This is a genomic window from Rhodoferax sp. AJA081-3, from assembly GCF_017798165.1.
Classification (GTDB): Bacteria; Pseudomonadota; Gammaproteobacteria; order Burkholderiales; family Burkholderiaceae_C; genus Allorhodoferax.
Genome location: NZ_CP059068.1, coordinates 4,859,991 through 4,886,003, shown reverse-complemented (window position 1 = coordinate 4,886,003; position 26,013 = coordinate 4,859,991). Strand labels below are relative to the sequence as shown.

The following is a 26,013-nucleotide window of genomic DNA, read 5'->3' as shown; positions in this document are numbered from 1 at the left end:
CTATTTCAGCATGGCCGGTGTGCTGCGGTAGGTGAAGGCACGCCATACCCACTCCAGGGGCCCAAAGCGGTAACGCGATAGCCACCAGTGGCTCAGGCCAATTTGCAATACAAACACGACCAGCACAAAGCCCAACTGCGTGGCGCGTCCCATGCCCCAGTTACCCAGGCCGTAACCATAAAAATACCAGCTGCAGATCAGCGACTGCAGCAGGTAATTGCTCAAGGCCATACGCCCCACCGGCGCCAGCACCCGGATGTGTGAAAACACCGAGCGGCTGTGCAGCATCAGCACCACCAGGCCCACATACCCCAGGCTGGCCGGCAGATTGCCTAACATGGCAAGGCCACGGGCAAACTGGAAGCCACTTTGGCTGTCACCCGGCGTGTGGGACATGGTAATGGTGCTGCCCAGCAAGCCCAGGCCTATGCCCAGGGGTAGGCCATACAACGCCAGTTTGCGGAACAGGGGCAGATGAGCCTTGGTGTTCTCCATCACCCCCGAGCGCACAAACCAGCTTCCAATCAGAAACATGGCCAGCAACACGGTGGCAAAACCTGCATCCCCTGCCACCTTGTCCGGGAACCTGCGGGCCCGCATCTCCACCGCCTCCCAATAGGTGCCGCTGGACAGGGTCTGCACCTCTTTGCGCCGGGCTTCCAGGCGTTCTGCCAGGCGTGTGGCCTTTTCAGCTTTTTTCTTCTCGGCCTTCTCGACCTCAGCCTGGGTTGCATTGGCCGCAACCTCCGGTGGACGGGGCATCAGGTACTGCGCCGCACCCAGCGTGGTCATGATCACAAACGACACGGTGTAGAGGGTGGCACCCAAGCGCAATACCCGCAGGTCCTTGGGGTCCTTGAACCGTGCCGACAGTTTGGCAACTACCAGCAGGATGACACCGAACAGCGTGACGGGAATACGCGGCTCCTTGGGGCCATCGGGCAGTACCCACAGGACGGCGGCAGCCACTACGGCCACCACACCCAGAACACCAAGAATCATCGAAAAACGGGGGATAGCGCGACCGCGCACCGTGAAGGTCTGCTCATTGCGCAGGTACAGCGACACCAGCGCCACAAAGGCCACGGCCCCTGCAATGCCAAACAGCGGCTCCATACCGGCTAATCCTAACCCCACCATCACCGCCAGCGCGATCAATATCGGTTTCCATTTGCCGTAGAGCACGATCATCAGGGCCACGGCACCCACCGAATAGCTGAACAGGATGTCGCCCTGCCACAGAAAAATATAGTGTGCGGCGCCAAACACGGCCAGGCCCAAAATGCGGCGCAGATAGGGCGCCAGAAAGTCACGTTGGGCCCGCTCGGCCCGGGTCAACATGACCGCAAAGCCCATACCAAACAACAGTGAAAACACGGTCCAGAATTTGCCCTGCACAAAGTAAGTCACAAACCAGCTGGCCCACCAGTCCACACCGGTCAGCCCCTGGGGCATGCCTTCGCCAATGCCGCTCATGGTCCGGTTGAAAAACTCGATGTTCATCAGAAAGATGCCAAACAGTGCAAACCCGCGGACCACGTCCAAGGATTCAATGCGGGTTTGGGCTATGGCGGGGGCTCTGGCTGCGGCGGGCGGCGGCATCGTGTCTGTGGGCACGGTATCGGCTTGCATGGTGGTGTCTCCTCCTTGTAGAAGCCAGCACTCTAACCTTGGGTGCGCGATAACGACACTATTTTGCGACGAAGCGCGTCTTTGAGGGATGCGTTACGTGGTTTGGCACACACCTGCAACATTTGGTGGCATTTAGACCATGGATGTTGCAATTCACCAAGGGTTTTCACTGAGCGACGGGACTAGTATCAATTCTTCAATTTTTTGAAGGAAACCTGATGTCTATGCAACCTCCTTTCTTTGGTAAACGCCCCGAGACTCCGGCCAACAACAGCACAACCGCCAGCAACCGAACAGGCGGCCTGTCCGGCTCCGGCGGCATGGGTTCGGCAACCCAGACAACCCCCGTGGCAGCGCCCGCTGCCGTTGCCCCCATTGCAGCAGCAGCGCCGGTATCGGGCGCCCCTACCAAGGAAGGCGGCAGCAAACTCACCGTGGGGCCCAACATCAAACTCAAGGGTGTGGAAATCACCGACTGCGACACCCTGGTTGTCGAAGGCACCGTAGAAGCCACCATGGATTCCCGCGTGATGCACATCACCGAGATCGGCGCTTTCAAAGGCTCGGCCGACATCGACTTTGCCGAGATCCACGGCGAGTTCAATGGCGACCTGACCGTGCGCCAGAAGCTGGTGATTTACGCCACCGGGCGCGTAACCGGCAAGATCCGTTACGGCAAGGTCGTGATCCAGGAAGGCGGTCAGCTGATGGGTGACATCCAGTTTGGCTCCACCGTAGACAGCAAGATCCTGGGGGCCCCCAAAGCAGGGATGATGGCCGTAGCCTAGGCACTGGGCCCATAGAGGACTGGGGCGCGCTTCTATACTGCGCCCATGACCTCTATTGCCGACCTTCGCAAAAGCTACGAACGCGCCGAACTCGACGAGTCGGCCTCCCACGCAGACCCCCTGCAGCAGTTCGACCAATGGCTCAAGGAAGCCATTGCGTCCGAAGTGCCCGAACCCAATGCCATGACGCTGGCCACCGTGGCCAGCAACCTGCGCCCGTCCACACGCATCGTGCTGATCAAGGGGTATGACGCCGAGGGCATCACCTGGTTCACCAACTACGACAGCCGCAAGGGGAAGGAGCTGGCGGGCAATCCATTTGCCGCCTTGCAATTCCATTGGGTGGAGCTGGAGCGGGTGGTGCGTATCGAAGGTATTGTCGAAAAAGTCAGCGCCGAAGAAAGCGACGCGTACTTCAAAACCCGGCCACTGGATTCACGCATCGGCGCCTGGGCGTCACCGCAGAGCGAAGTGATATCGGGCCGTGGTGTGCTGGTGGCCAATGCGGCCAAATACGCCGCACAGTTTTTGCTGCAACCACCGCGACCGCCGCATTGGGGCGGCTACCGCTTGAAGCCGGACAACTGGCAATTTTGGCAGGGGCGCAAGAGCCGACTGCATGACCGGCTGCGGTATACCTTGGCTGCGGACGGCAGGTGGCAGCGCGATCGTCTGGCGCCCTAGCCTCCGTTACTTCACCACCACCGCATCGTTGATACGGTAATACAGCCCATACGGGTCGTCTTTCAACACCGCAAACTGCCCTTCCACCACCACCGGTTCCAGGGAGTACTTGATCGGCGTCTTGGTCTTGACCTCGACCATGCTCTCGGGCCCGCCTGGCACGCAGAAGGAACAGGTCAGTGGCACGGAGCTGAGCAAGAAGTGCTTTTGCTTCTCGCCGGGCTCCAGCGGCATCATGAAGCCCTGTATACGCTGGCTCTTCTGGTGCAACGCCAGCACCTGTGCCGGGAACACGGGCAGCATGCGGTTCTTTTCAACGCGGGTCTTCACGTCCGTCAGCACGGACCAGGGCAATACGTCGGCGCGCTCCTGCAGCGGCGCAAACGGGCTGTTGGGGCTGTGGACACCAGCGCCGGTTCCCGCAGGGATGGGTGCAGAAGCGGGCGCACTTTGTTGCGCCAGTGCGCCTACGGGTAAGAGGCCGACACACAGGCTGGAGACCGCTATGCAAACTATAGCAATAGAGTGAACACCGACGGGGGCTAGAGGCCAATTTTTCATAAATGATTCTTGAAAATGCATGCCTGTGGGACCTAGCGGGTCTGCAGACGTTCCAGCATCCTGACACGCTAGGCGCACCAAGCGGGCCACAGGCCCACCCGCAAGCATACGCCCAGTGCTGCGACAACACCCTGACCCATTGGCAAGCCCAGTCCAGCCTGCTTAACCATGCGGGTGCGGCACTGCAGAGCGGCCCAGCGGACACCACATGTGTACCTTGGACACAAAACCCCGGCCCACTGCAACGGCGAGGGGCTCCACGCCAAACACCTGAAAGCCGCAAGCGGCGTACAGCCCTTGTGCACTGGAATTACCCTCGGTAACCGTTAGTTGTACCACCTGTACGCCGGGTCGGGCGCGCGCAACCCCCAGTGCAGTGTCGACCAACTGACGCCCCAGCCCCAGGCGCCGATACTGCTGTGGCACGTACATGCCAAAAAGGTGGGCCTTGTGCCGGGCCTTCTCGCGACCGTCGAACGTCAGGCCGACCACACCCGCAAGCACGCCCTGGTGGAACGCACCGTAGACAACATCCTTGGCAACGGCGTCGCCCGCCAACCGTGCCTGCCACCAGGACAGTGGCAGCGCCTCCCGCTCTGCCACACTGGAGGTAAAGGCGTCGGGATGCAGGGCATAGGCTTGCAGCATCAACGCCCGGTAGGCAGGTGCATCAGCGGGGGAGAGGCGCACGCAGGCCGATAGCGCCAGTCCAAACTGCCTGATCTCGGGCTCACCTGCCACCAGTTGGACCATTCTTTCAAAGCGAAACCCGAGTTTCTCCAGCATACGGATGGACGCCATATTGTCGGGGTTCACCACCGCAATCACCCGCCGCAAACCGCGTTCTCGCACCGCGGCATCCAGCACGGCACGGGTGGCCTCACTGGCATATCCCTGTGACCAGAATTCAGGCAAGAAAGCGTAGCCAACATCCACGTCGTCAAAGTTGGGACGTTGGATCAGGCCACACATGCCAATGGCTTCCCCCGTGGCTTTCAACTCCACCCGACTCAAGCCAAAGCCATGGATTTGGACACTGGCCATCGGGCCTTTGCGCAAATAAGCCACGGCATCGTCCAAGGTACGCACGCCCTTGTCGGAAATGTGTCGGATGAAGGACGGCTCGTTAAGCAGCCGCACGATAAAGGCGGCGTCATCCTCGGTGAAATGGCGTATGCGCAAGCGCTCGGTTTCGCAAATGTGCACGGTGCGGGCTCCTGGCGGTCTCTGTTCGCGCGCCATCGTACCGGTAAAATCACCGGTCCTGACCGAAATACCCCACCATGACCGACACCGCATCCACTCCCCCCGCACAACCCGGCCTGCAGTCCCTGTCCAAATCCTTCGAGCCCGTAGCGCTGGAAGCCCATTGGGGACCCGAGTGGGAGAAGCGTGGTTACGGCGTGGCCGGATACCGCGGCACCCAGGCTCCCAAGGCCGGCCAGCCCGCCTTTGCGATCCAGCTACCACCGCCCAATGTGACCGGCACGCTGCACATGGGTCATGCGTTCAACCAGACCATCATGGACAGCCTGACGCGCTACCACCGCATGCTGGGCGCCAACACCGTCTGGGTGCCGGGCACGGACCACGCCGGCATCGCCACACAAATCGTTGTCGAACGCCAGTTACAGGACCAAAAAATCAGCCGCCACGACCTGGGCCGCGAAGCCTTTGTGAAAAAGGTCTGGGAGTGGAAAGAGAAATCGGGCAACACCATCACCACACAGATGCGCCGCATGGGCGACACCGTGGATTGGAGCCGCGAGTACTTCACGATGGACCCCAAGCTGTCCAAAACCGTGACCGAAACCTTTGTGCAGCTGTACGAACAAGGCCTGATCTACCGTGGCAAACGCCTGGTGAACTGGGACCCAGTGCTGCAAAGCGCGGTGAGTGACCTGGAGGTGGAGAACGAAGAGCGCAACAGCTTCATGTGGCACATTGAGTACCCGTTCAGCGACGGCCCGCAAACCGCGGCTGACGGCACACCGCTGCGTGGCATGCACATTGCCACCACCCGCCCCGAGACCATGCTGGCCGACGGCGCGCTGTGTGTGCACCCCGACGACGAGCGTTACCAGCACCTGATCGGCAAGCTGGTCGACCTGCCCCTGTGCGACCGCAAGATCCCCATCATTGCGGATGATTTTGTCGACAAGGCATTCGGCAGCGGCTGCGTCAAGATCACCGGCGCACACGACTTCAACGACTACGCCTGCTCCCAACGCCACGGCCTGCCGCTGATCACCATCTTCACGCTGGACGCCAAGATCAACAACAATGGCCCAGCCGCCTACCGCGGCCTGGACCGTTATGACTGCCGTAAGGCGGTGTTGAAGGATTTGGAAGAACAGGGCTTCCTCGAAAAAGCCGTGCCACACAAGAACATGGTGCCGGTCTGCGCCCGCACCGGCCAGGTGGTTGAACCCATGCTGACCGACCAGTGGTTTGTGGCGGTCAACAAGGTTGGCGAAGGGGATGCCACCGGCAAATCCATCGCGCAAAAAGCCATTGACGCAGTCCACAGCGGCCAGGTGCAGTTTGTGCCCGAGAACTGGATCAACACCTACAACCAGTGGATGAACAATATCCAGGACTGGTGCATCAGCCGCCAGCTGTGGTGGGGGCATCAGATCCCGGCGTGGTACGACGAAGACGGCAATGTCATCGTGGCCCGCAACGAAGCGGACGCACAGGCAAAAGCGCCCGGCAAAAAACTGCGCCGCGACGAAGATGTGCTGGACACTTGGTATTCATCTGCTCTGGTGCCCTTCAGCACCATGAACTGGCCGCAGCAAAGCGAGTCGGCAATCGATGACTACAACCTGTACCTGCCCTCCAGCGTACTGGTCACCGGCTACGACATCATCTTCTTCTGGGTCGCCCGCATGATCATGATGACGACCCACTTCACCGGACGTGTGCCGTTCAAACATGTCTACATCCACGGCCTGGTCAAAGACGCCCAAGGCAAGAAGATGAGCAAGAGTGAGGGCAATGTGCTGGACCCGGTCGACTTGATCGACGGCATTGCACTGATACCTTTGCTCGCCAAACGCTCGGAGGGTTTGCGCAAACCCGAGACCGCACCCCAAGTCCGCAAGAACACCGAAAAAGAATTCCCCGAAGGCATCCCCGCCTACGGCGCCGACGCCCTGCGCTTCACCTTCGCCGCACTCGCATCGCTGGGCCGGTCCATCAACTTCGACAGCAAACGCTGCGAGGGTTACCGCAACTTCTGCAACAAACTGTGGAACGCCACCCGTTTTGTACTGATGAACTGCGAAGGCCAGGACTGCGGCCTGCAAGAACACACCAAGGAAGAATGCGCAGTGGGTGGATCCGCCCACGGCTACCTAGACTTCAGCCCCGCAGACCGCTGGATCGTCTCCATGCTCCAAAAAGCCGAGGCCAACGTGGCCCAAGGCTTTGCCGACTACCGCCTGGACAACGTCGCCAACACAATCTACGACTTTGCGTGGAACGAGTTCTGCGACTGGTACCTGGAAATCGCCAAGGTGCAGATCCAGACCGGCACCCCAGCCCGGCAGCGCGCCACCCGCCGCACGCTAATCCGCACGCTGGAAACCCTGCTGCGCCTCATCCATCCCGTCACACCCTTCATCTCGGAAGAGCTGTGGCAAAAGGTGGCACCCGTCGCTGGCCGCGAAGGGCCCTCCATCGCCATCGCAGCCTACCCCATCAGCCAGCCCGAGCGCATTGACGAAGCGGCTATCGCCCATGTCACCAAGCTCAAGCAGTTGGTCGATGCCTGCCGCAACCTGCGCGGCGAAATGAATGTCTCTCCATCGACCCGCCTGCCACTGTTTGTGCTGGCGCAGACGCCAGCCGAAAGCGCATTCCTGAAGGCGTCGGCACCCGTGTTGCAAGCCCTGTCCAAGCTCAACGAAGTGCGTCTGTTCGACGACGAAGCCGCATGGCAAGCAGCAGCCAAGGCCGCTCCGGTAGCCGTGGTTGGTGAAGCCCGCATCTGCCTGCACATGGAAGTGGATGTGGCCGCCGAGAAGCTGCGGATTGGCAAAGAGATAGCACGCCTGGAAGACCAGATCAGCAAAGCCCAAGTCAAACTCAGCAACGAAGCCTTTGTAGCCAAAGCCCCGGCAGCGGTGCTGGAACAAGAGCGCAAACGCGTGGCCGAATTTACGGATACGCTGAACAAGCTGCGCGACCAACTGAAGCGGCTGGGCTGAGCTGGTTCACCTCATCACCAAGCGGTCCAGCGACGGACCGGAGGTGGGTACCAAAGCGAGGTAAAGGAGGAGCCCGCGTAGCGGGCGGGGGACACGAGCGGCGGTATCCGCCTGCGGTTTGTTGCGGGCGCGTGCGGCTGTCGAAAGTTAACGCCGACGCAACACGTGCACAAACTCGTTGTTGATGGTCTCCTGCCCCACCAGCTCGTTCCCCGTCTGCCGGGCAAATGCCTGAAAGTCGCGGATGGAACCCTGGTCGGTGGACACAACCTTGAGCGTCTGCCCCGTGGACATGTCAGCCAAGGCCTTCTTGGCCTTCAAAATAGGTAACGGGCAATTCAGACCGCGGGTATCGATTTCTTTGTCGGCTTGCATGGTGGTACTCAATCAGTCTCGCTTGGGAAATTCTATGAAGTTTGGCGTGTGGCCCTGTGCAGTGAGCCAATCGGCCAGAGCATAGCCGGTACCGGCAGGCCAACACTTGACATCCTGCGGCGCGTACAGCCGGTAGTCCACCAGCTCCGGCGACAAACGCACCTCGCCGTGGCAGACCGCGTGGTAGGCAATGATGATCTGGTTCATGCGCTGAAAATCGTAGACACCAATCAGGTCCAGCGCGTCCGTCGTCAGGTTGGTCTCTTCGGCAATCTCACGGGCAATGCCCTCTTTGGGCGTCTCACCGGCTTCCATAAAACCAGTGATCAGCGCATACATCTTGCCTGGCCACGCCGCGTTGCGCGCCAGCAATATCTGTCCGTCGTATTCGATCACGGCAGCGAGCACGGGAACTGGGTTGTTCCAGTGCGTGTAATCACACGCCGGACACCGCAGGCGTGTCTTGTCTCCGCCGTCTTCCGCCCTGGCAATGGGGGCCAATTCTGTGGCGCACTGCGGGCAGTATTTGAAGGCCTGCAGCGCCGTCATGCGGGGAATACTCCGGTAGACAGGTAGCGGTCGCCGCGGTCGCAAACCACAAACACAATGGTGGCGTCCTTCTCGCGCCTGGCAATCTCTTGCGCCACCCAGCAGGCACCGGCCGCCGAGATACCGGCAAAGATGCCCTCTTCGCGCGCCAGTCGGCGGCACATCTCTTCGGCATCCGACTGGCTCACGTACACCAGTTCATCCACATTGGCCGGGTCATAAATTTTGGGCAAATACTCCTGCGGCCATTTGCGAATGCCGGGAATCCGTGAACCCTCAGAAGGCTGGGCGCCGACGATGCGGATGGCAGGATTTTTCTCATTCAAGAAACGCGACACACCGGTGATGGTGCCCGTCGTACCCATGGCGCTAACAAAGTGTGTGATCTGCCCCTTGGTTTGCTCCCAAATCTCGGGGCCTGTCGTTTCGTAGTGGATGCGGGGATTGTCGGCATTGGCAAACTGGTCCAGCACCGTACCCTTGCCGTCACGCGTCATCTGCTCGGCCAGGTCGCGCGCGTATTCCATGCCGCCACTCTTGGGCGTGAGAATCAGCTCGGCACCAAAGGCCTTCATGGTTTGCACACGCTCGATGGACAAATCCTCCGGCATGATCAACACCATGCGGTAACCTTTGATGGCCGCGGCCATGGCCAGCGCAATGCCGGTGTTGCCCGAGGTGGCCTCGATCAGCGTGTCGCCAGGCTTGATGTCACCACGCTCCTGTGCGCGCTGGATCATGGACAGGGCCGGCCGGTCCTTGACAGAACCTGCGGGGTTGTTGCCCTCCAGCTTGCCCAGCACGACGTTGTTGTGGGTGCTGTTGTGGTCGGCACCTATGCGTTGCAAGGCCACCAAAGGTGTTTTACCGATCGCGTCTTCAATAGTTGGGTATTTCATGCCCTTAAATGTGCCATAATTTAGGTCTTGTTAGTTCGCGTCGCCCGGGTGGTGGAATTGGTAGACGCACGGGACTCAAAATCCCGCGCCGCAAGGCGTGCCGGTTCGATTCCGGCCCCGGGCACCATGGCATGCATGCTGTGGTCTTTTAAGCAGTTGGGTTTTCTTCCAAACTGTCGCTGTATTTTGCTAAGCTACAGCTGTGCGCTCTGCCAAAATTTTCCACCGTCCACGTGTTTTTAGCTTAGGGCTGTTGTTGGCATTTGCATGGCTGGCCACGGGCTGTGGTTCTTTGCTTCCCAGCGCCCACACCGAATCCCCCACGTTCCAAAGTTTTGACGCGGCACGCCAGGCCGTCGAAGCCCTGGTGCCCTCGCGCAGTGGTATGACCGAGTTGGCCGAGCGCGGCCTGACCCCCGACAAACAGCCCAATACGGTCATCCTGACCCAAGCCGACATCGTGCGACGGGTGTTCAATGGCGGCGTACTGGGCAAGGACGACCTGGACCCCGGCATCGTGACCTGCCTCAATGCCCGCACGGCGTGCCGTGGCTGGGAGCTCAATGTGGCACGCATCAGCAAGGCACGTGTCGGCAACTTCTTTGCCGATTTTGTGAACTTCAAACGCCGCACCGAGACCACAGGCTGGCGTTTCAACGCGTTGATCCTGCTGGTCAACGATGTGGTGGTCTATCGGGGCTGGGGCGGCCAACCGGTGGTCAATGAGGTGGAGGTCAACAGCAACCCGCTGGGTCCCTTCCAGGACATGGGGCCGTCAACCATCACCAACGCCCGCTGATACGGGGCCGGTTCAGTTTGTCTTGACGAAGCGCGCAAGCTGTTTGCCGGACTCGTCCATCAGCACCAACTGATCACGCTCTATCCGTGCCCTGCGGGTCAACTCCAGGGCTTTGAAGAACAGATCCTCCTGAGAGCCTGGCATGCTCAGGCAAACCCTTCCCGTGGACGCTAAAGGACCCAGCACCAAGCTACCCGGGCTGGATGAGACCGACGCACCAGTGAAACCATTGCAGCCACCGGTGCCTGCCACCTTGTCGGCACTCAGCCAACGCAGCTTAGGCTTGGGGTTCACCACTTCGGGTTTGCCATCGATGGCGAAGGCTGCCCATTCCGTTCCAGCCAAGGCCAGCGGTGCAGGTGCCACCGGAGCCGGCGGTACAGCCAAGGGTGTGGATGGCGACGCGGACGGTGATGATGGGGCCTTGCCAGAAGGGGCCACGGCACAGGCGCTCAGGAGCGCGACCACTGCAAACGAGCTCAGTGTCAGGCGCAATTGCGGAGATGCCATGGATGTGCTCCTTCAATCAAAAAACTTGGCGTTAGCCCAGGTATTGCCCGCCGCATCCTTGGCCGACAGCTTGGGCGCCTCGCCCAGGTCCGGCCACTGGATGTTCAAGAAGGCGTCGTTCCACGCGATGCACTGTTCGTGCTCAGGGGCGTAGTAGTCCGTGGTCTTGTACAAAAACTCGGCCGTATCCGACAGCACCACAAAACCGTGGGCAAAGCCCGCCGGCACCCAGAACTGCGCCTTGTTGTCGGCTGACAGGTGGGCGCCTACCCATTTGCCAAAAGTGGGGGATGAGCGGCGAATGTCCACCGCCACGTCATACACCTCTCCCGCCACCACGCGCACCAGCTTGCCTTGGGCCTGCTGGATCTGGTAGTGCAGGCCGCGCAACACGCCGCGCGCGGAGCGGGAATGGTTGTCCTGCACAAATTCGGTTTGCACGCCGGTGGCCTCTGAAAACGCGCGCTGGTTGAAGCTCTCGTAGAAGAACCCCCGCGCATCGCCAAACACGCGTGGCTCAATCAGGCAGACATCGGGGATTGCAGTGCGAGTGACTTTCATGGGTGCATGCCTTCCTTCAACAGTCCCAGCAGGTACTGACCGTAACCGTTCTTGGCCAGCGGCTGGGCCAGCTTGGCCAGTTGCTCGCTGTTGATGAAGCCGTTGCGCCAACAGATTTCTTCCAGGCACGCGATCTTCAAACCCTGACGGCGTTCCAGCGTGGCTATGAACTGACCGGCCTCCAACAGGCTGTCGTGTGTGCCAGTGTCGAGCCAGGCGTAGCCGCGCTGCATGATTTGCACACTCAGCTGGCCCAGGTCCAGGTAGGCCTGGTTGACGGCTGTGATTTCCAGTTCACCACGGGCGCTGGGCTTAACTGCCTTGGCGATGTCGACAACCTGTTTGTCGTAGAAATACAGGCCGGTCACCGCGTAGTTGCTCTGGGGCTTGGCGGGCTTTTCTTCAATGCTTCGGGCCTTGCCCTTGTCATCAAACGCCACCACGCCGTACCGTTCGGGGTCGTGCACGTGGTAGGCAAACACGGTGGCACCGCTCTCCTGTTGGTGCGCGTTGCGCAACAGGATTTGCAGATCATGGCCGTAAAAAATATTGTCGCCCAGCACCAGGGCGCTGTCGTTGTTGCCAATGAACTTGTCACCAATGATGAAGGCCTGGGCCAGACCGTCCGGGCTGGGCTGCACGGCGTACTGCAGGTTGATGCCCCACTGGCTGCCGTCACCCAGCAACTGCGTAAAACGCGGTGTGTCCTGCGGTGTGCTGATGATCAGAATGTCGCGGATACCGGCCAGCAGCAGCGTGCTCAGCGGGTAATAAATCATGGGCTTGTCGTACACCGGCAGCAACTGCTTGCTGATGGCCAGCGTGGCCGGGTGCAGGCGGGTGCCGGAGCCCCCGGCCAGGATGATGCCCTTGCGGTTGGAAGCTGGGGAGTTAGTTGCGGCCATAGTCAATCTCGTTCAACATGCGGGTAACGCCTGCCTGCCAATGGGGCAGTTGCAGGCCAAAAGTGGTTTGCAGCTTGGTGGTGTCCAGCCGCGAATTGTGGGGGCGCTTGGCCGGTGTGGGAAAAGCCGATGTGGGAACGGCCTTGATCTCATTTGCTACTATATTGATAGCAGGCTGAGCAGATTTTGCGAGGGCTACCACCTGTTTTGCATATGCGTGCCAGGTGGTGACACCACTGGCAACCAGGTGGTAGATGCCCGCAAGCGCGGTGTCGCCACCGACCTTGCCCACCATCACCTGTCGGATCGCGTGGGCGGTCACGTCGGCAATCAAATCAGCACCCGTGGGAGCGCCAAACTGGTCGTCGATGACCTGCAGCGTCTCGCGCTCCTTTGCCAGACGCAACATGGTCTTGGCAAAGTTGCCGCCACGGGCCGCATAAACCCAACTGGTGCGGAAGATCAGGTGGCGTTCGCAGCGCATCACGGCCTGCTCACCCTCCAGTTTGGTCTGGCCGTAGACACTCAATGGGCCGGTAGCGTCGCCTTCTTTCCAGGGCTGCTCGCCACTGCCGTCGAACACATAGTCGGTGCTGTAGTGCACCAGCCAGGCGCCCAGCTTTTGCGCTTCGTCGGCCAGCACACCGGGAGCCAGTGCGTTGAGCAGGCGGGCAAAATCGGGCTCGCTCTCGGCCTTGTCCACTGCGGTGTGGGCAGCCGCATTCACGATGACGTCCGGGCGCACGGTGCGTACGGTCTCGGCCAGCGCATCCAATTGCGTGAAATCACCGCTCAAGCCGCCTGGGTTGGTGGCACGGTCCAAGCCCATCACCACCAGTTCACCTAATGGCGCCAGGCTGCGCTGCAACTCCCAGCCGACCTGGCCGTCGGTACCCAATAGCAGGATCTTCATGCTGCGGTGGCGGCACTGCCGTATTGCGTGGCCACCCAGTCGCGGTAACCACCGCTTTGCACATTGGCCACCCAGTCCTGGTTGGACAGGTACCATGCCACCGTCTTGGCGATGCCGGTCTCAAACGATTCGGCCGGCTTCCAGCCCAGTTCACGCTCGATCTTGCGGGCATCGATGGCGTAGCGGCGGTCGTGACCTGGGCGGTCGGTGACGAAGGCGATTTGGTCGGCGTACGGCTTGCCGTCGGCACGGGGTTTCAGGCTGTCCAGCAGACCGCAGATGGTGCGCACGATGTCCAGGTTGGCCTTTTCGTTCCAGCCGCCCACGTTGTAGGTCTCACCGGGCTTGCCACCTTCGAGCACGCGGCGGATGGCGCTGCAGTGGTCTTTCACATACAGCCAGTCGCGGATCTGCTGGCCGTCGCCGTACACAGGCAGGGTCTTGCCGGCCAGCGCGTTGACGATGACCAGCGGGATCAGTTTTTCGGGGAAATGGTAAGGGCCGTAATTGTTGGAGCAGTTTGTCGTCAGCACCGGCAGGCCGTAGGTGTGGTGCCAGGCGCGCACCAGGTGGTCGCTGGCGGCCTTGCTGGCGCTGTAGGGGCTGTTGGGCTCGTAGGTGTGGGTTTCAGTAAAGGCCGGGTCACCCTTGTGCAGCGAGCCATACACCTCGTCGGTGGATACATGCAAAAAACGGAAATCGCTCTTGGCGGGTGCGGCCAGCGCCCCCCAGTAACTGCGCACCGACTCCAGCAACTGGAAGGTGCCCACGATGTTGTTTTGCACAAATTCGCCCGGTCCGTGGATGGAACGGTCCACATGGGATTCGGCGGCAAAATTGACGACCGCACGGGGCTGGTGCTGGGCCAGCAGGGCGGGCACCAGGCTGGCGTCGCCAATATCACCCTTGACAAAGACGTGGCGCGGATTGTCCTGGAGGCTGGCCAGATTCTGCAGGTTGCCGGCATAGCTGAGTTTGTCGAGGTTGACGACGGTCTCATCGGATTGGGCCAGCCAGTCCAGCACATAGTTGGAGCCAATAAATCCGGCGCCGCCGGTCACAAGAATGGTCATGGGGGATAGGGTCCGTTCAAATGGAGTCGAGATATTACCTGCCCGATATTTTCGCATTCAAATGCAGCTGGACGGTGTAAGCGGTTGTAGTCCGAATGACTAAGCCGCTGGCGCAACGCCGGCAGGAGCAAATCACCGACAATCACGCCTCTTCAGCGAACACCCCTGCACCATGCCCACCGATCCTGCCAACACCCTGACCAACCGCCAGACGCCACCGCTCTTTTGGTGGATGGTGGGCGGCAGTGTCGGACTGGCACTGTTGCCTACGGCGTGGACGGCGTTGGATCTGCGGGCTGCGGCCATTTTTCTAGGCCCCGATGCACACAACGGTGTCTTTCGGTGGTGGTGGGTGGAGTTGATCAACCTGTATGTGCCCGCTGTTTTCAGGGTCCTGGTGTTCGTGGCGCTCGGGGGGTTGATGTGGGCGAGCATGAATGCCAGCAGAAAACAGTGGCGGTTGCCGCTGGCATTTATTGTTCTGGCAGGAGCCCTGGGACCCGGGCTGGTGGTAAACAACGGCTTCAAAGACAACTGGCAACGTGCGCGCCCCTACCAGGTGCAGGAATTTGGTGGCACGCAACAATTCACCCGCGCAGCCGTCCCGACCGACCAGTGCAACAACAACTGTTCTTTTGTGAGCGGCCATGTGGCCTGCGGCTTTTTTCTGGCCTCTCTGATGCTGATAGACCGTAAACGCCGCAGAGCCTGGGCTGTTGCCGGTGTGGTGGGTGGCCTGACCATAGGGTTTGCGCGCATGGCGGACGGCGCACATTGGCTGAGTGATGTCTTGTGGGCCAGCCCCATCACACTCTTGACCAGTTGGTTGGTCTGGAAAGTGCTGCTGCGCCTTTACCGCACGTAGCACCACCGCACACCATGTAGCCGGGCCGCGGCCATAAAGCCGACAAAAAGCAGGCAACCGCTGGCGCGCAATCTGCGTAGAATCTTCTGCAAAGCCCAGTGCATTTTGAAACCAGCAGGACCTGCCCATGGATTTGATTTTTGCCGAAGAAGAATCCCCACCCTCTGGTAATGCAAAGGCTGTGCAGAAAAAGCCTTGGTGCATCCTGCTAGTGGACGATGACGCGGAAGTACACGCGGTGACCCGTCTGGCACTCAAGGGTTTTGAGTTCCAGGGCAGCGAGCTGGAGTTGCTGAGCGCCCACTCGGCCCAAGCAGGCCGCGAAATCTTCAATACCCGTGACGATATTGCGTTGGCCATTGTTGACGTGGTCATGGAAAGCGACCATGCGGGTCTTGACCTGGTCCACTACGTACGCAACACGCTGGAAAACCACCGCACACGCCTGGTGATGCGTACCGGCCAACCCGGACAGGCCCCGGAAGACCGGGTCATACGGGAATACGACATTGACGACTACAAAGAAAAGACCGACCTGACCATTCAGAAGCTGCGCACCCTGCTCTACAGCAAACTGCGTGCGTACCGCGACCTGTGCATCATCGAGTACCAGAGAGATGGACTGGCCCGGGTTCTCGGCGCAACAGCCATGGTGCAAACCGCGGAGTCGCTGACGGTCTTTGCATCTGCCGTGTTGGACCAGCTCACATCGCTGTTGCATCTGGACAAGTCCGCCCTGTACTGCATCATTTTGCCCAATGCCGAAAGCGGCGAACACGAGACCAGAACCCTTGCCGCAACCGGCGATTTTGTGCAGTACAGCACAAGCGATGCCTGTGCCAACCTGCCGGAAATCGTTTCAAAGCGTTTTGCCGAGGTATTTGCCAAAAAAGCGGGGCAGCACTTTGAGGATGCCTATGTGCTGTACTCCGCTGCCAAAAATGGTGGCGGCAACCTGCTGTACCTGAAACATGCCATGGAGTTGGGCAAGTTGGACCAACAACTGCTGGAAATTTATACCCAGAGTGTGGCCATCACCTTTGAAAACATCCACCTGCAGGACGACCTGCGGGAAACGCAGAAGGAACTGGTCTACACACTTGCCGACGCGGTGGAAGCCCGCACCCAAAAAACGGGAGCACACGTCAAACGGGTGGCACTGGCTTGCGAGATGCTAGCCCGCATGTACGGCTTGCCAGAAGTGCAGGTGGCGCTCATCCAGAATGCATCCCCCTTGCACGACATCGGCAAAGTGGCCATACCCGATGCCATTCTGCACAAGCCCGGCAAACTGAACGCCGAAGAGTGGGCGCTGATGCAACAACACGCCCAGTTTGGCCTGGACATACTGCAGCGCTCAAACCGCCCTTTGATGAAAATGGCCGCAGAGATTGCGTTGTCACACCACGAGCGTTGGGACGGCAGTGGATACCCCAACGGATTGGCGGGAACAGACATTCCCGTGTCTGCGCGTATCACCGCGTTGGCCGATGTGTTTGACTCCTTGGGCTCACAATTGAGTTACAAAGAGCCGTGGTCGCCCGAGATGGTGGCCACCGCCATTCGCGAAGGCAGTGGCCGGCAATTCGAGCCCGCGCTGGTGGACCTGCTGTTGGCGAATCTGGATGCTTTTAACGCTTTGCGCCAGTTGCATCCCGACGAAACAGACACCGCGCTCGCGAACAGGCACTAGCCCAGACCACTGCGCACCGTGGGGTAGTGCAGGTTTAACCGCAACTCGCGCTTCATGCGGTCGTTGACCATGCGCCGCGATTCATTCATGAAACTCAATAACGCCAAGGGCAATTGCGTGGAAGCTCCTTCCCTGGCGATACGGGGTGGTCGCGGCAGGCCATACAGGTCAGCTGCCAGATCAAAATAATCTCCCATCAGCAGCTCACTGTCGTCGTTGACGTTGTAGACCCGCTGGGGGGCTCCGCGCCACACGGCAAGACAACAGGCACGCGCCAGGTCATCCGCATGGATGTGGTTGGTGTAGACATCATCCTCCCGGAGCAACACCGGCGTGCCTTTGAGCAGCCGCGCCCGCGGGGTGCCACCTTCACGGTCCGGGGCGTAAATGCCGGGTATGCGTAATATGCAGGCACGCACCGCACGGGCCTGCCCCCAGAAACGTACGCTGGCCTCAGCATGGGTCCGCCTTTGGGCCCTGGGTGTGCCCGCGCACAGGGCCCGGGTTTCCGTCACCCGCGCACCGCCGCAGTCCCCATAGACGCCGCTGGTGGAGCCGTAGACCGCGCTGCGCGGCTGGCTGCGCAAACGCAGCGCGCGTACCAGCGCCTGTGTCCTGGGATCGGCCCAGCCTTCGGACGGCGGTGGCGCGAGATGCACCAGCCGTGTGGCCAGGCCTGCCAACCTGCGCAGGCTGTTGCGCGTGTCCAGATTGCCCAGCAAGGGTGTGATCCCTTGGGACCGCAGTTCGGCGATACGTTCGGGCTGCGAGGTCAGCGCCAGCAGTCGAACCCTGCCGCGCAAGTAACCCGCCACACGCAAGCCCACGTCACCACAGCCGACAATCAGCAGCCGTTCACGGCGAAATCGCGCAGGCAAGGCGCCAAGAGGAGTCTGGTTTGAAGGCAAAATCGCTGATCCGTTCCAATATGAGTGTTCCTAGGATACCGACAAGATGACTGCAAGTAGTTCAGACGCCGCACTTTTTTCCGTCGTGGTGCAACCCAGCGGCCGCACATTCAACGTAGCGTCCGGCGAGGCCGTGCTGGCGGCTGGCATACGCCAGGGCATTGGCCTGCCCTACGGTTGCAAGGATGGCGCCTGTGGCTCCTGCAAATGCAAACTGGTGTCCGGTACGGTCACACACGGCACCCACCAACTCAAGGCCCTGAGTGCAGAGGAAGAAGCCGCCGGTTTTGTACTAACCTGCTGCGCCCAAGCGCATTCAGACCTGGTGCTGGAGTCGCGCCAGGTCACCGAGCTGGGTGCATTGCCGATCAAGAAAATGCCAACCCGGGTGATATCCCTCGTCAAAAAATCAGACGACGTGATGGTGCTGCAATTGCAATTGCCCGCCAATGACAGCTTCGCCTACCGTGCCGGGCAGTATGTGGAATTCATACTGCGTGACGGCGCAAGGCGCAGCTACTCCATGGCCAGCGCACCCAACCTCGGGCCCAGCATGGAACTGCACATCCGCCACATGCCAGGCGGCAAGTTCACGGACCATGTGTTTGGTGCGATGAAAGAGAAAGAAATCCTGCGCGTCGAGGGGCCATTTGGATCGTTCTTTCTGCGCGAAGACTCCAGCAAACCCATCATCCTGCTGGCCTCCGGCACGGGCTTTGCACCCATCAAGGCCCTGATCGAACACATGCAACACCTGGGCACCGAGCGCAGCGTCACGCTGTACTGGGGTGGCCGCCGACCCGCCGACTTGTACATGCAAGACTGGATCACGGCACAGTTGCAGACCATGCCGCATCTGCGCTATGTACCAGTGGTCTCAGATGCAACGCCGCAAGACCACTGGCAAGGCCGTAGCGGTTTTGTGCACCGCGCGGTGATGGAAGATTTTCCGGACCTCAGCGGCCACCAGGTCTATGCCTGTGGCGCACCCATCGTTATTGAATCAGCACGGAAAGATTTTTCAGCGCGGGCCCAGCTGCCGCCAGAAGAGTTTTTTGCAGATTCTTTCACCTCGGAAGCAGACAAGGTTCAGGCATAAAAAAAGCCACCGCAGCGGTGGCTCTCTTTGGGAGATGGTCTGGCCTACTCGCCCAGGTAGGCTGCGCGCACCCGTGGGTCGGTCAACATCTCGGCCGCATTGCCCGACATGGTCACAATGCCGGATTCCATCACGTATCCGCGGTTGGCGATACCCAGCGCACGGCTGGCATTTTGCTCCACCAGCAAGACCGTAACACCCTGGGCGTAGACGTCTTTGATGACCTCAAAAATCTTGTCCACCATGATGGGCGACAGACCCATGGAGGGCTCGTCCAGCAACAACACCTTGGGGCGGCTCATCAATGCGCGGCCCATGGCCAGCATCTGCTGCTCACCGCCGGACATGGTCCCGGCCAGTTGGTCCTTGCGCTCACGCAGACGCGGGAAGATGGTGAACATCTTTTCCATGTCCGCCGCAATGCCGTCTTTGTCATTGCGGATGTAGGCGCCCATCTGCAGGTTCTCGACAATCGTCATGCGGGTAAAAACCCCGCGGCCTTCTGGCACCATAGCAAGGCCCTGCTTGACCAGGTCCCATGGGCCCTGGCCGCGAATGCTCTTGCCCAGATACTCGATATCGCCTGCGTTGATGGGCTGCGTGCCGGTGATGGCCTTCATGGTGGTGGTCTTGCCAGCACCGTTGGAACCGATCAACGAGACCAGTTCACCTTCATGCACTTCAAAATCCACACCCTTGACGGCCTGAATGCCGCCGTAGGAAACCTTCAACCCGGTTACTTTGAGCAAAGTCTTTGTTGTCATTGTCTTATTCTCCTGAAGCCGCCTAGTGGCCGCTGGTGCCCAGATACGCTTCAATCACTTTTTCGTTTTTCTGCACGTCGGCTGGTGTGCCTTCGGCGATCTGCTTGCCGTAGTCCAGCACCGTGACGCGGTCGCACAAACCCATGACCAGCTTCACATCGTGCTCGATCAGCAAAATGGTGCGGTTGTCTTTGCGGATACGGTCAATCAGTTCGCGCAGCATGACCTTTTCGGTGGCGTTCATGCCGGCTGCCGGCTCGTCCAGCGCGATCAGCTGTGGATCGGTTGCCAGGGCACGTGCAATCTCCAGACGGCGCTGGTCTCCGTAGCTCAGAGTGCGCGCCTTGTAGTCCGCAAATTTTCCGATGCCAACATAGTCCAGCAGCTCTTGCGAGCGCTTGGCAATCGCAGCTTCCTCGGCCTTGAAACCTGCAGTGCGGAAGATTGCCCCCATCAATCCCGAATGGGTGCGGATATGGCGCCCAACCATTACATTCTCCAGCGCCGTCATCTCGGCAAACAGGCGAATGTTCTGGAAGGTACGGGCAATACCAGCCTTGGCCACGGTGTGCACCGCAGTGGGGTGGTAGGTCTTGCCGGCCAGCTCAAAGCTGCCACTGTCCGGCGTATACAAGCCGGTCAGCACGTTGAAGAATGTCGTCTTGCCGGCACCATTGGGGCCGATCAATCCGTACACCTGGCCGCGCTCAATCTTGATGCCTACATCGCTAAGCGCCTGCAAACCACCAAACCGTTTGGAAACGCCGGAGACGTTGAGTACTGTATCTGTCATGTTGTGTGTTTCCGTTCAGCTCTTCACGTTCTGCAGGGACTTGCCATGCTCGGGCGATGGCCACAATCCGCGGGGCCGGGCCAGCATGACAATAATCATGGCCAATGCGGTCAGCAACTGCCGCAGGATGGAGGCATCTAGACGCCCGCCGGACAACTCCTGCAAAGGACCCGCCACATAACGCAACACTTCGGGCAGACCTGACAACAACACGGCACCCAAAATGACGCCCGGCAGGTGACCCACGCCGCCCAGGACCACCATGGCGACAATCATCACGGACTCCATCAGACTGAAGGACTCGGGCGAAATAAACCCTTGGAAGGCCGCAAACATCGCGCCCGACACACCACCAAACGTGGCGCCCATGCCGAAGGCCAGCAGTTTCAGATTGCGGGTATTGATGCCCATGGCCTTGGCGGCAATTTCGTCTTCACGAATCGCCATCCAGGCGCGGCCGACACGTGACAGTTCCAGGCGGTGGCAAATCACCACGCTGAACACGACCAGCGCCAGGAACAGGTAGTAATACAGCGTGACTGAGGCCACCTCAAAACCAAACACCGACAGCTTCTTACCAAGGTTGATACCAAAGAAATGCAAGGAATCGATGCCGAGAATACCTTTGGGACCATTGGTGATGTTGACCGGGTGATCCAGGTTGTTCATGAACACGCGGATGATTTCACCAAATCCCAGTGTCACGATGGCCAGGTAGTCTCCCCGCAGGCGCAGGGTTGGGGCCCCCAACAACACTCCAAACAGCCCCGCGATCCCGGCAGCCACCGGCAGGATGACCCAAAGCGGCATATGCAAGCCATCCGGGAACATCGCAGCCAAAGCCGGGAAGGTCTCGGTCAGATGGGGCGAGGCCATCAGACCGTAGGTGTAGGCACCAATCGCGAAGAACGCGACGTAACCCAAATCCAACAGGCCCGCGTAACCCACCACGATATTCAGACCCAGCGACAGCAGCACAAACAGCAGTGCCATGTCCACAATACGCACCCACGCGTTACCGAAACCCTGCAGCAGCAGGGGCAGTACCAGCAGGCCTACGGCCGCTGCCAGAAATACCAGAATTTTTTGTTGTTGTTTCATGTAAATGTGCTCCTCAAGCCCGGTCCGCCACACGCTCACCCAACAAGCCGGAGGGCCGCAAGGTCAACACGATGATCAGGACGATGAACGCGAAAATATCGGAGTAGTGGCTTCCGAGAACACCACCGGTCAGGGCGCCGATGTAACCCGCACCAATCGATTCGATCAGCCCCAGCAGAATGGCGCCGACGACCGCACCGCCCAGGTTACCGATACCGCCAAACACCGCAGCGGTAAAGGCCTTCAGACCCGGCAGGAAACCCATCGCATGTTGGGCTGTACCGTAGTTGGATGCATACATGACACCGGCGATGGCGGCCAGCACCGCGCCGATGACGAAGGTTGCCGAGATGACCACGTCGGGCTTGACACCCATCAGCGCCGCGACGCGGGGGTTCTCCGACGTGGCACGCATGGCCCGGCCCAACTTGGTGTAATTCACCAGCCACATCAGGACCGCCAGGGATACAGCGGTGAAACCCAAAATCATGACCTGGGTGGGGGAAATCACTGCACCACCCACATTGATAGGTGTGTTGGACAGCAGTGTGGGATAGGACTTGAAGTTGGGCTTCCAGATGATCATCGCCAGCGTTTGCAGCAGGATGGACATACCCATTGCAGTCAACATAGGCGCCAGCTTGGGGCTGTTGCGCAGGGGGCGGTACGCCACTTTTTCAATCGTGAAGTTGAGTACTGCTGCCACTACACACGAAATGATCAAGGCGATGATCAGAATGATGTAACCCGGGGTGCCCGGCATGGACTCCTGCATCATGCCGATGATGGTCCAACTGGTCAGGGCCCCCACCATCATGACTTCACCGTGGGCAAAGTTGATCAGGTTAATGATGCCGTACACCATGGTGTAGCCCAGCGCAATGAGCGCATACATGCTACCCAACACCAGACCGTTGATGATCTGCTGCAACAAAATATCCATAAGGGTTCTCCGATTTTTTGGCTGGCGCGCAAGTCACCAATGTGTCGAACAGCAATTTGACGACGGGTCATGCGGTCCTGTGAACGCTACCACCCGTTAGCAAAAAGCCTGCCATCTTTCATGGTGCGACAGGCGAGTGGCAGGATTGTAGCCACGGGGCCATACAAGTCGAGGCTTGATACCCTTGGGTTTACCCCTAGCAAGGGGGGTACATCAGAGGAAACTGCGAGGAGTAAGCGCAGCTAATACTCGGACGACGAACCCAAATTGCGGGCCTTCAACTGCCGTAGTTTTTCGGCAATACGAATCTCCAACCCCCGCTCGACCGGACGGTAAAAACTGACAGCGGCCATGCCGTCTGGAAAGTAGGTTTCACCAGCGGCAAAGCCGCCTTCTTCATCGTGTGCGTAGCGGTAGCCTTTGCCGTAATCCAGCTGTTTCATCAACTTGGTTGGCGCATTGCGCAAGTGCATGGGCACCGGCCGAGTGCCATCTTTCTTGACCAGGGCGCGCACTTCGTTGAAGGCTTTGTAGACTGCATTGGACTTGGGTGCCACCGCCAGATACACCACACACTGGGCCAGTGCCAACTCACCCTCAGGCGAGCCCAGGCGTTCATACACATCGGCGGCGTCCAGGGCCATGCGCAAGGCCCGGGGGTCGGCCAGGCCAATATCTTCATTGGCCATGCGGATCAGGCGCCGCGCCATGTAACGCGGATCGGCACCACCATCCAGCATGCGCACCAGCCAATAAAGCGATGCGTCGGGGTCAGACCCCCGTACCGATTTGTGCAGGGCGCTGATGGAGTCGTAAAACTGCTCACCCCCCTTGTCGTAGCGGCGCATGCGCTCGCCCAGTACCTTGAGCAGCCAGACATCGGTGACCTGCTCCACCCGCTCCTGCTGCGCTGCCACGGCCAAGGTTTCCAGTGTGTTCAGCAGCCGGCGGGCATCTCCATCCGCATAGGCCACCAGTCTGTCAATTGCTATATCTTCGATAGCATGTAGTTCAGCATCGACGAGGGCTACAGCCACTATTTGCTTAAGGTCTTCGGCCGTGAGGGGCTGCAGCACATACACCGCGGCCCGCGACAACAAGGCCGAGTTCACTTCAAACGACGGGTTCTCGGTGGTCGCACCGATAAAGGTGAACAGGCCACTTTCCACATGCGACAAAAAAGCATCCTGTTGGCTTTTGTTGAAGCGGTGCACCTCGTCCACAAACAAAATGGTGCGCCGACCCTGGCCCAATGCAACCTGCGCCTGCTCCACCGCTTCACGGATGTCCTTCACACCGCCCAGTACCGCGCTGATGCTGATGAACTGCGCGTCAAACGCATCGGCCATCAGGCGCGCAATCGTGGTCTTGCCCACACCCGGAGGGCCCCACAGGATGCAGCTATGCGGTTGGCCGGACTCGAACGCCAGGCGCAAGGCCATGCCTTCACCCAGCAGGTGCTGCTGGCCAATCACCTGACCCAGGCTTTGGGGACGCAGGCGCTCAGCGAGCGGTTGGTGGGAATGGGGGCTGGGCTTGGGCACAGGTTGATGGGTGGTGGACGAACCTCAGTTTAATCGTGCTGGTTTGCCATCTGTTAAAAGGAAGGCAACTACCGGTAACCAAACAGCCCATGTCCGCCACATCTACCCTTGCAGCCTTTGGCTCCGACAACACCGCCAACCCCTCTACCGCCATGCGGTGGTCCGATGGCGATACGCCCTGCTCCGCGCTGTGGCGCTCCGAGCGTGGCGCACCCGCTCCTAAAAAAGTGGTCCTGGCCGACGACACCCTTACCGCCGATGCTGCCTACCGGCTGGCTTGCGAAGGCACGGCCCTGTTGTGGCGTGGCGATTTCCAGAACGCCCGGCAGTTGCTGCAAGCCCTGGTACGCCGGGTGGTGCAACCCGCCAAACGCACCCAGCGCAAACAAAACGCCAAAGTTTCCATGGCAGCTGAGGGCACCTCGACAAAACCCGTGGAGAGTGTTTTCAACCTGCACCGCCAAGCCCAGGCGCAACGGGGGCGCGTACTGGGCATGTTGCTGATCCCCGTCCAGGCCGACCTGAGTATCCCCCTGCGACGTGCACCCGATGCGCAGCAGGCGTTTGCAGAAGCCTGGGGACCCGCGAAACCAGAAGCTGGGGTTTCGGTGGTTTCTTTGCGTGAGCTGTTGGGCTTGGTCAGTGCACACGAGTGGCGCAAAAAAGGCGTTGAAATTCCGGCCCTGGGTGCTGCGCCCAACAACCGCATCCACCCGCACTATGGCGTTTTTTCCCCCGTGCGGGGCGAGTATGTGGATCTGGTCGCGACCGCATTGAAATCGTCGCAGGCCGTAGAAACTGCATTCGACATCGGCACCGGCACCGGCGTACTCGCAGCGGTTATGGCGCGCAACGGCATCCCACAGATAGTTGCAACCGATCAGGACCCGCGCGCGTTGGCCTGTGCCCAGGACAATCTAAACCGTCTTGGCGTGGGATCGCAGGTTCGCGTGGTGCAAGCCAATCTATTCCCCGAGGGCCAGGCGCAACTGGTCGTCTGCAACCCACCGTGGTTACCGGCCCGGCCCAGTTCACCCATTGAATACGCGGTGTATGACGAAGGCAGCCGCATGTTGGTGGGATTTCTAAATGGTTTGCGCGCGCACTTGGCACCCGGGGGCGAAGGTTGGCTAATCATGTCCGATCTGGCCGAACACCTGGGCCTGCGTTCACGCCTGGAACTGATGGCGGCTATTGAAAATGCCGGCTTGGAGGTGGTCGGTCGACTGGATGCCAAACCCGCACACCCCAAAGCGCAGGATGCGAATGACCCTTTGCATATTGCACGTGCCGCAGAGGTGACGTCGTTGTGGCGTCTGGCCGCTAAAGACGAGTGAAGCTACAGGTGTGCGCCCAAGCCGGGCGCACCAATAGAAAAAGCCACCAATCTTTCGACTGGTGGCTTTCCAATTTGGCGGAGCGGACGGGACTCGAACCCGCGACCCCCGGCGTGACAGGCCGGTATTCTAACCAACTGAACTACCGCTCCCGGTAGCGGTAACCATTCGCTCTTTCGAGCCAAGTCGCCTGCCCTTGCGGACTGGCTGTTACCAACTTGCGCTTCGATCATCTTGCGATGAATCTTGGCGACCCCACGGGGATTCGAACCCCGGTACTCACCGTGAAAGGGTGATGTCCTAGGCCTCTAGACGATGGGGTCAAAACCTTGGACTAATCCGTTCTCGAAAATTTTGGTGGAGGTAAGCGGGATCGAACCGCTGACCTCTTGCATGCCATGCAAGCGCTCTCCCAGCTGAGCTATACCCCCTAAACCCTAAAACTACTGCCTGATTTCTCTGCAGTAATCTGAGAAAACCTTTTAAAGTATTCTCAACTTCCG

At 59.9% G+C, this 26,013-nt stretch carries 25 protein-coding genes and 4 tRNA genes; 9 read left to right on the top strand and 20 right to left on the bottom strand.

Translation table 11 applies throughout. The features are described 5' to 3' along the window. The gene (locus HZ993_RS22900) at positions 1-1,632 is read right to left on the bottom strand and encodes a DUF418 domain-containing protein (protein ID WP_245213735.1); all 1,632 of its coding nucleotides are present in this window, start codon (positions 1,630-1,632) and stop codon (positions 1-3) included. Positions 1,633-1,850: 218 nt separating this feature from the next. Here HZ993_RS22900 and HZ993_RS22895 point away from each other — a divergent pair, with 218 nt between their 5' ends. Both HZ993_RS22895 and pdxH read left to right on the top strand, forming a co-directional pair. Then, positions 1,851-2,420: a polymer-forming cytoskeletal protein gene (locus HZ993_RS22895; RefSeq protein ID WP_209394997.1), complete on the top strand. Its 570-nt coding sequence runs from the start codon at positions 1,851-1,853 to the stop codon at positions 2,418-2,420. A 45-nt stretch (positions 2,421-2,465) separates the two neighbouring features. After that, entirely contained in the window at positions 2,466-3,104 is a 639-nt protein-coding gene (pdxH, locus tag HZ993_RS22890; protein ID WP_209394996.1) for a pyridoxamine 5'-phosphate oxidase, read from the top strand. A gap of 6 nt (positions 3,105-3,110) precedes the next feature. Here the strand turns inward: pdxH and HZ993_RS22885 are convergent, their stop codons facing one another. Then, the gene (locus HZ993_RS22885; RefSeq protein ID WP_209394995.1) at positions 3,111-3,665 is read right to left on the bottom strand and encodes a DUF3299 domain-containing protein; all 555 of its coding nucleotides are present in this window, start codon (positions 3,663-3,665) and stop codon (positions 3,111-3,113) included. Positions 3,666-3,827: 162 nt separating this feature from the next. Beyond that, positions 3,828-4,871, bottom strand: coding sequence for a GNAT family N-acetyltransferase (locus HZ993_RS24725; RefSeq protein ID WP_245213734.1), 1,044 nt, complete (start codon positions 4,869-4,871; stop codon positions 3,828-3,830). 77 nt (positions 4,872-4,948) lie between these two features. Here HZ993_RS24725 and HZ993_RS22870 point away from each other — a divergent pair, with 77 nt between their 5' ends. Then, positions 4,949-7,879 carry a valine--tRNA ligase gene (locus tag HZ993_RS22870; protein ID WP_209394994.1) on the top strand — a complete coding sequence of 977 codons (2,931 nt, stop codon included), beginning with the start codon at positions 4,949-4,951 and terminating at the stop codon, positions 7,877-7,879. A 147-nt stretch (positions 7,880-8,026) separates the two neighbouring features. Here the strand turns inward: HZ993_RS22870 and HZ993_RS22865 are convergent, their stop codons facing one another. The 3 genes from HZ993_RS22865 to cysM are packed head-to-tail and all read right to left on the bottom strand — an operon-like array spanning position 8,027 to position 9,702. Beyond that, on the bottom strand, positions 8,027-8,254 hold the full coding sequence (locus tag HZ993_RS22865) for a sulfurtransferase TusA family protein (RefSeq protein ID WP_209394993.1): 228 nt from the start codon (positions 8,252-8,254) through the stop codon (positions 8,027-8,029). A 12-nt stretch (positions 8,255-8,266) separates the two neighbouring features. Beyond that, positions 8,267-8,803 carry an NUDIX domain-containing protein gene (locus HZ993_RS22860; protein WP_209394992.1) on the bottom strand — a complete coding sequence of 179 codons (537 nt, stop codon included), beginning with the start codon at positions 8,801-8,803 and terminating at the stop codon, positions 8,267-8,269. Then, a complete protein-coding gene (gene cysM / locus HZ993_RS22855; RefSeq protein WP_209394991.1) occupies positions 8,800-9,702 on the bottom strand; it encodes a cysteine synthase CysM in 903 nt (300 codons plus the stop codon). Before cysM ends, HZ993_RS22860 begins: the two co-directional genes overlap by 4 nt. Positions 9,703-9,744: 42 nt before the next feature. Here cysM and HZ993_RS22850 point away from each other — a divergent pair. Both HZ993_RS22850 and HZ993_RS22845 read left to right on the top strand, forming a co-directional pair. Next, positions 9,745-9,829 (top strand) — tRNA-Leu (locus tag HZ993_RS22850). A 129-nt stretch (positions 9,830-9,958) separates the two neighbouring features. Then, positions 9,959-10,501 carry a hypothetical protein gene (locus HZ993_RS22845; protein ID WP_245213733.1) on the top strand — a complete coding sequence of 181 codons (543 nt, stop codon included), beginning with the start codon at positions 9,959-9,961 and terminating at the stop codon, positions 10,499-10,501. 12 nt (positions 10,502-10,513) lie between these two features. Here HZ993_RS22845 and HZ993_RS22840 read toward each other — a convergent pair whose 3' ends face one another. From HZ993_RS22840 to rfbB, 5 genes are read right to left on the bottom strand one after another with little or no spacing between them, the layout of a single operon-like run. Beyond that, the gene (locus HZ993_RS22840; RefSeq protein ID WP_209394990.1) at positions 10,514-11,011 is read right to left on the bottom strand and encodes an META domain-containing protein; all 498 of its coding nucleotides are present in this window, start codon (positions 11,009-11,011) and stop codon (positions 10,514-10,516) included. Between the two features lie 12 nt (positions 11,012-11,023). Further along, positions 11,024-11,572: a dTDP-4-dehydrorhamnose 3,5-epimerase gene (rfbC, locus tag HZ993_RS22835; protein WP_209394989.1), complete on the bottom strand. Its 549-nt coding sequence runs from the start codon at positions 11,570-11,572 to the stop codon at positions 11,024-11,026. Then, positions 11,569-12,477, bottom strand: coding sequence for a glucose-1-phosphate thymidylyltransferase RfbA (gene rfbA / locus HZ993_RS22830; RefSeq protein WP_209394988.1), 909 nt, complete (start codon positions 12,475-12,477; stop codon positions 11,569-11,571). The genes rfbC and rfbA overlap by 4 nt, the downstream gene beginning before the upstream one ends. Continuing rightward, complete coding sequence (rfbD, locus tag HZ993_RS22825) at positions 12,464-13,390, bottom strand: dTDP-4-dehydrorhamnose reductase (RefSeq protein WP_209394987.1); 927 nt, start codon at positions 13,388-13,390, stop codon at positions 12,464-12,466. Before rfbD ends, rfbA begins: the two co-directional genes overlap by 14 nt. Next, on the bottom strand, positions 13,387-14,463 hold the full coding sequence (gene rfbB / locus HZ993_RS22820; RefSeq protein WP_209394986.1) for a dTDP-glucose 4,6-dehydratase: 1,077 nt from the start codon (positions 14,461-14,463) through the stop codon (positions 13,387-13,389). The genes rfbD and rfbB overlap by 4 nt, the downstream gene beginning before the upstream one ends. A 172-nt stretch (positions 14,464-14,635) precedes the next feature. Here rfbB and HZ993_RS22815 point away from each other — a divergent pair, with 172 nt between their 5' ends. Then, positions 14,636-15,328, top strand: a complete 693-nt coding sequence (locus HZ993_RS22815; RefSeq protein ID WP_209394985.1) for a phosphatase PAP2 family protein — start codon at positions 14,636-14,638, stop codon at positions 15,326-15,328. Positions 15,329-15,455: 127 nt separating this feature from the next. Next, positions 15,456-17,021 carry a DUF3369 domain-containing protein gene (locus HZ993_RS22810; protein ID WP_209394984.1) on the top strand — a complete coding sequence of 522 codons (1,566 nt, stop codon included), beginning with the start codon at positions 15,456-15,458 and terminating at the stop codon, positions 17,019-17,021. Here the strand turns inward: HZ993_RS22810 and HZ993_RS22805 are convergent. Continuing rightward, positions 17,018-17,929: an NAD-dependent epimerase/dehydratase family protein gene (locus tag HZ993_RS22805; protein ID WP_209394983.1), complete on the bottom strand. Its 912-nt coding sequence runs from the start codon at positions 17,927-17,929 to the stop codon at positions 17,018-17,020. The genes HZ993_RS22810 and HZ993_RS22805 overlap by 4 nt on opposite strands. 46 nt (positions 17,930-17,975) lie before the next feature. On the opposite strand from HZ993_RS22805, the gene HZ993_RS22800 reads away from it, so the two are divergent. Then, positions 17,976-19,028, top strand: a complete 1,053-nt coding sequence (locus HZ993_RS22800) for a CDP-6-deoxy-delta-3,4-glucoseen reductase (RefSeq protein WP_209394982.1) — start codon at positions 17,976-17,978, stop codon at positions 19,026-19,028. A gap of 44 nt (positions 19,029-19,072) precedes the next feature. Here HZ993_RS22800 and HZ993_RS22795 read toward each other — a convergent pair whose 3' ends face one another. The 5 genes from HZ993_RS22795 to HZ993_RS22775 form a co-directional block, all read right to left on the bottom strand. Further along, on the bottom strand, positions 19,073-19,792 hold the full coding sequence (locus HZ993_RS22795; RefSeq protein WP_209394981.1) for an ABC transporter ATP-binding protein: 720 nt from the start codon (positions 19,790-19,792) through the stop codon (positions 19,073-19,075). Positions 19,793-19,814: 22 nt separating this feature from the next. Further along, on the bottom strand, positions 19,815-20,585 hold the full coding sequence (locus HZ993_RS22790; RefSeq protein WP_209394980.1) for an ABC transporter ATP-binding protein: 771 nt from the start codon (positions 20,583-20,585) through the stop codon (positions 19,815-19,817). 15 nt (positions 20,586-20,600) lie between these two features. Next, positions 20,601-21,686 carry a branched-chain amino acid ABC transporter permease gene (locus tag HZ993_RS22785; protein WP_209394979.1) on the bottom strand — a complete coding sequence of 362 codons (1,086 nt, stop codon included), beginning with the start codon at positions 21,684-21,686 and terminating at the stop codon, positions 20,601-20,603. Between the two features lie 13 nt (positions 21,687-21,699). Then, positions 21,700-22,629: a branched-chain amino acid ABC transporter permease gene (locus HZ993_RS22780; protein ID WP_209394978.1), complete on the bottom strand. Its 930-nt coding sequence runs from the start codon at positions 22,627-22,629 to the stop codon at positions 21,700-21,702. A 242-nt stretch (positions 22,630-22,871) separates the two neighbouring features. Continuing rightward, positions 22,872-24,173 (bottom strand): replication-associated recombination protein A, encoded by a 1,302-nt coding sequence (locus HZ993_RS22775; protein ID WP_209394977.1) that lies wholly within the window; start codon positions 24,171-24,173, stop codon positions 22,872-22,874. A 152-nt stretch (positions 24,174-24,325) separates the two neighbouring features. On the opposite strand from HZ993_RS22775, the gene HZ993_RS22770 reads away from it, so the two are divergent. Beyond that, positions 24,326-25,510, top strand: coding sequence for a methyltransferase (locus HZ993_RS22770; protein WP_245214018.1), 1,185 nt, complete (start codon positions 24,326-24,328; stop codon positions 25,508-25,510). A gap of 75 nt (positions 25,511-25,585) precedes the next feature. Here the strand turns inward: HZ993_RS22770 and HZ993_RS22765 are convergent. The 3 genes from HZ993_RS22765 to HZ993_RS22755 all read right to left on the bottom strand — a co-directional run bounded on the left by HZ993_RS22765 (position 25,586) and on the right by HZ993_RS22755 (position 25,941). Further along, a tRNA-Asp gene (locus HZ993_RS22765) sits at positions 25,586-25,662 on the bottom strand. Between the two features lie 95 nt (positions 25,663-25,757). Then, a tRNA-Glu gene (locus HZ993_RS22760) sits at positions 25,758-25,833 on the bottom strand. 32 nt (positions 25,834-25,865) lie between these two features. After that, a tRNA-Ala gene (locus HZ993_RS22755) sits at positions 25,866-25,941 on the bottom strand. Between the last annotated feature and the right edge of the window lie 72 nt (positions 25,942-26,013).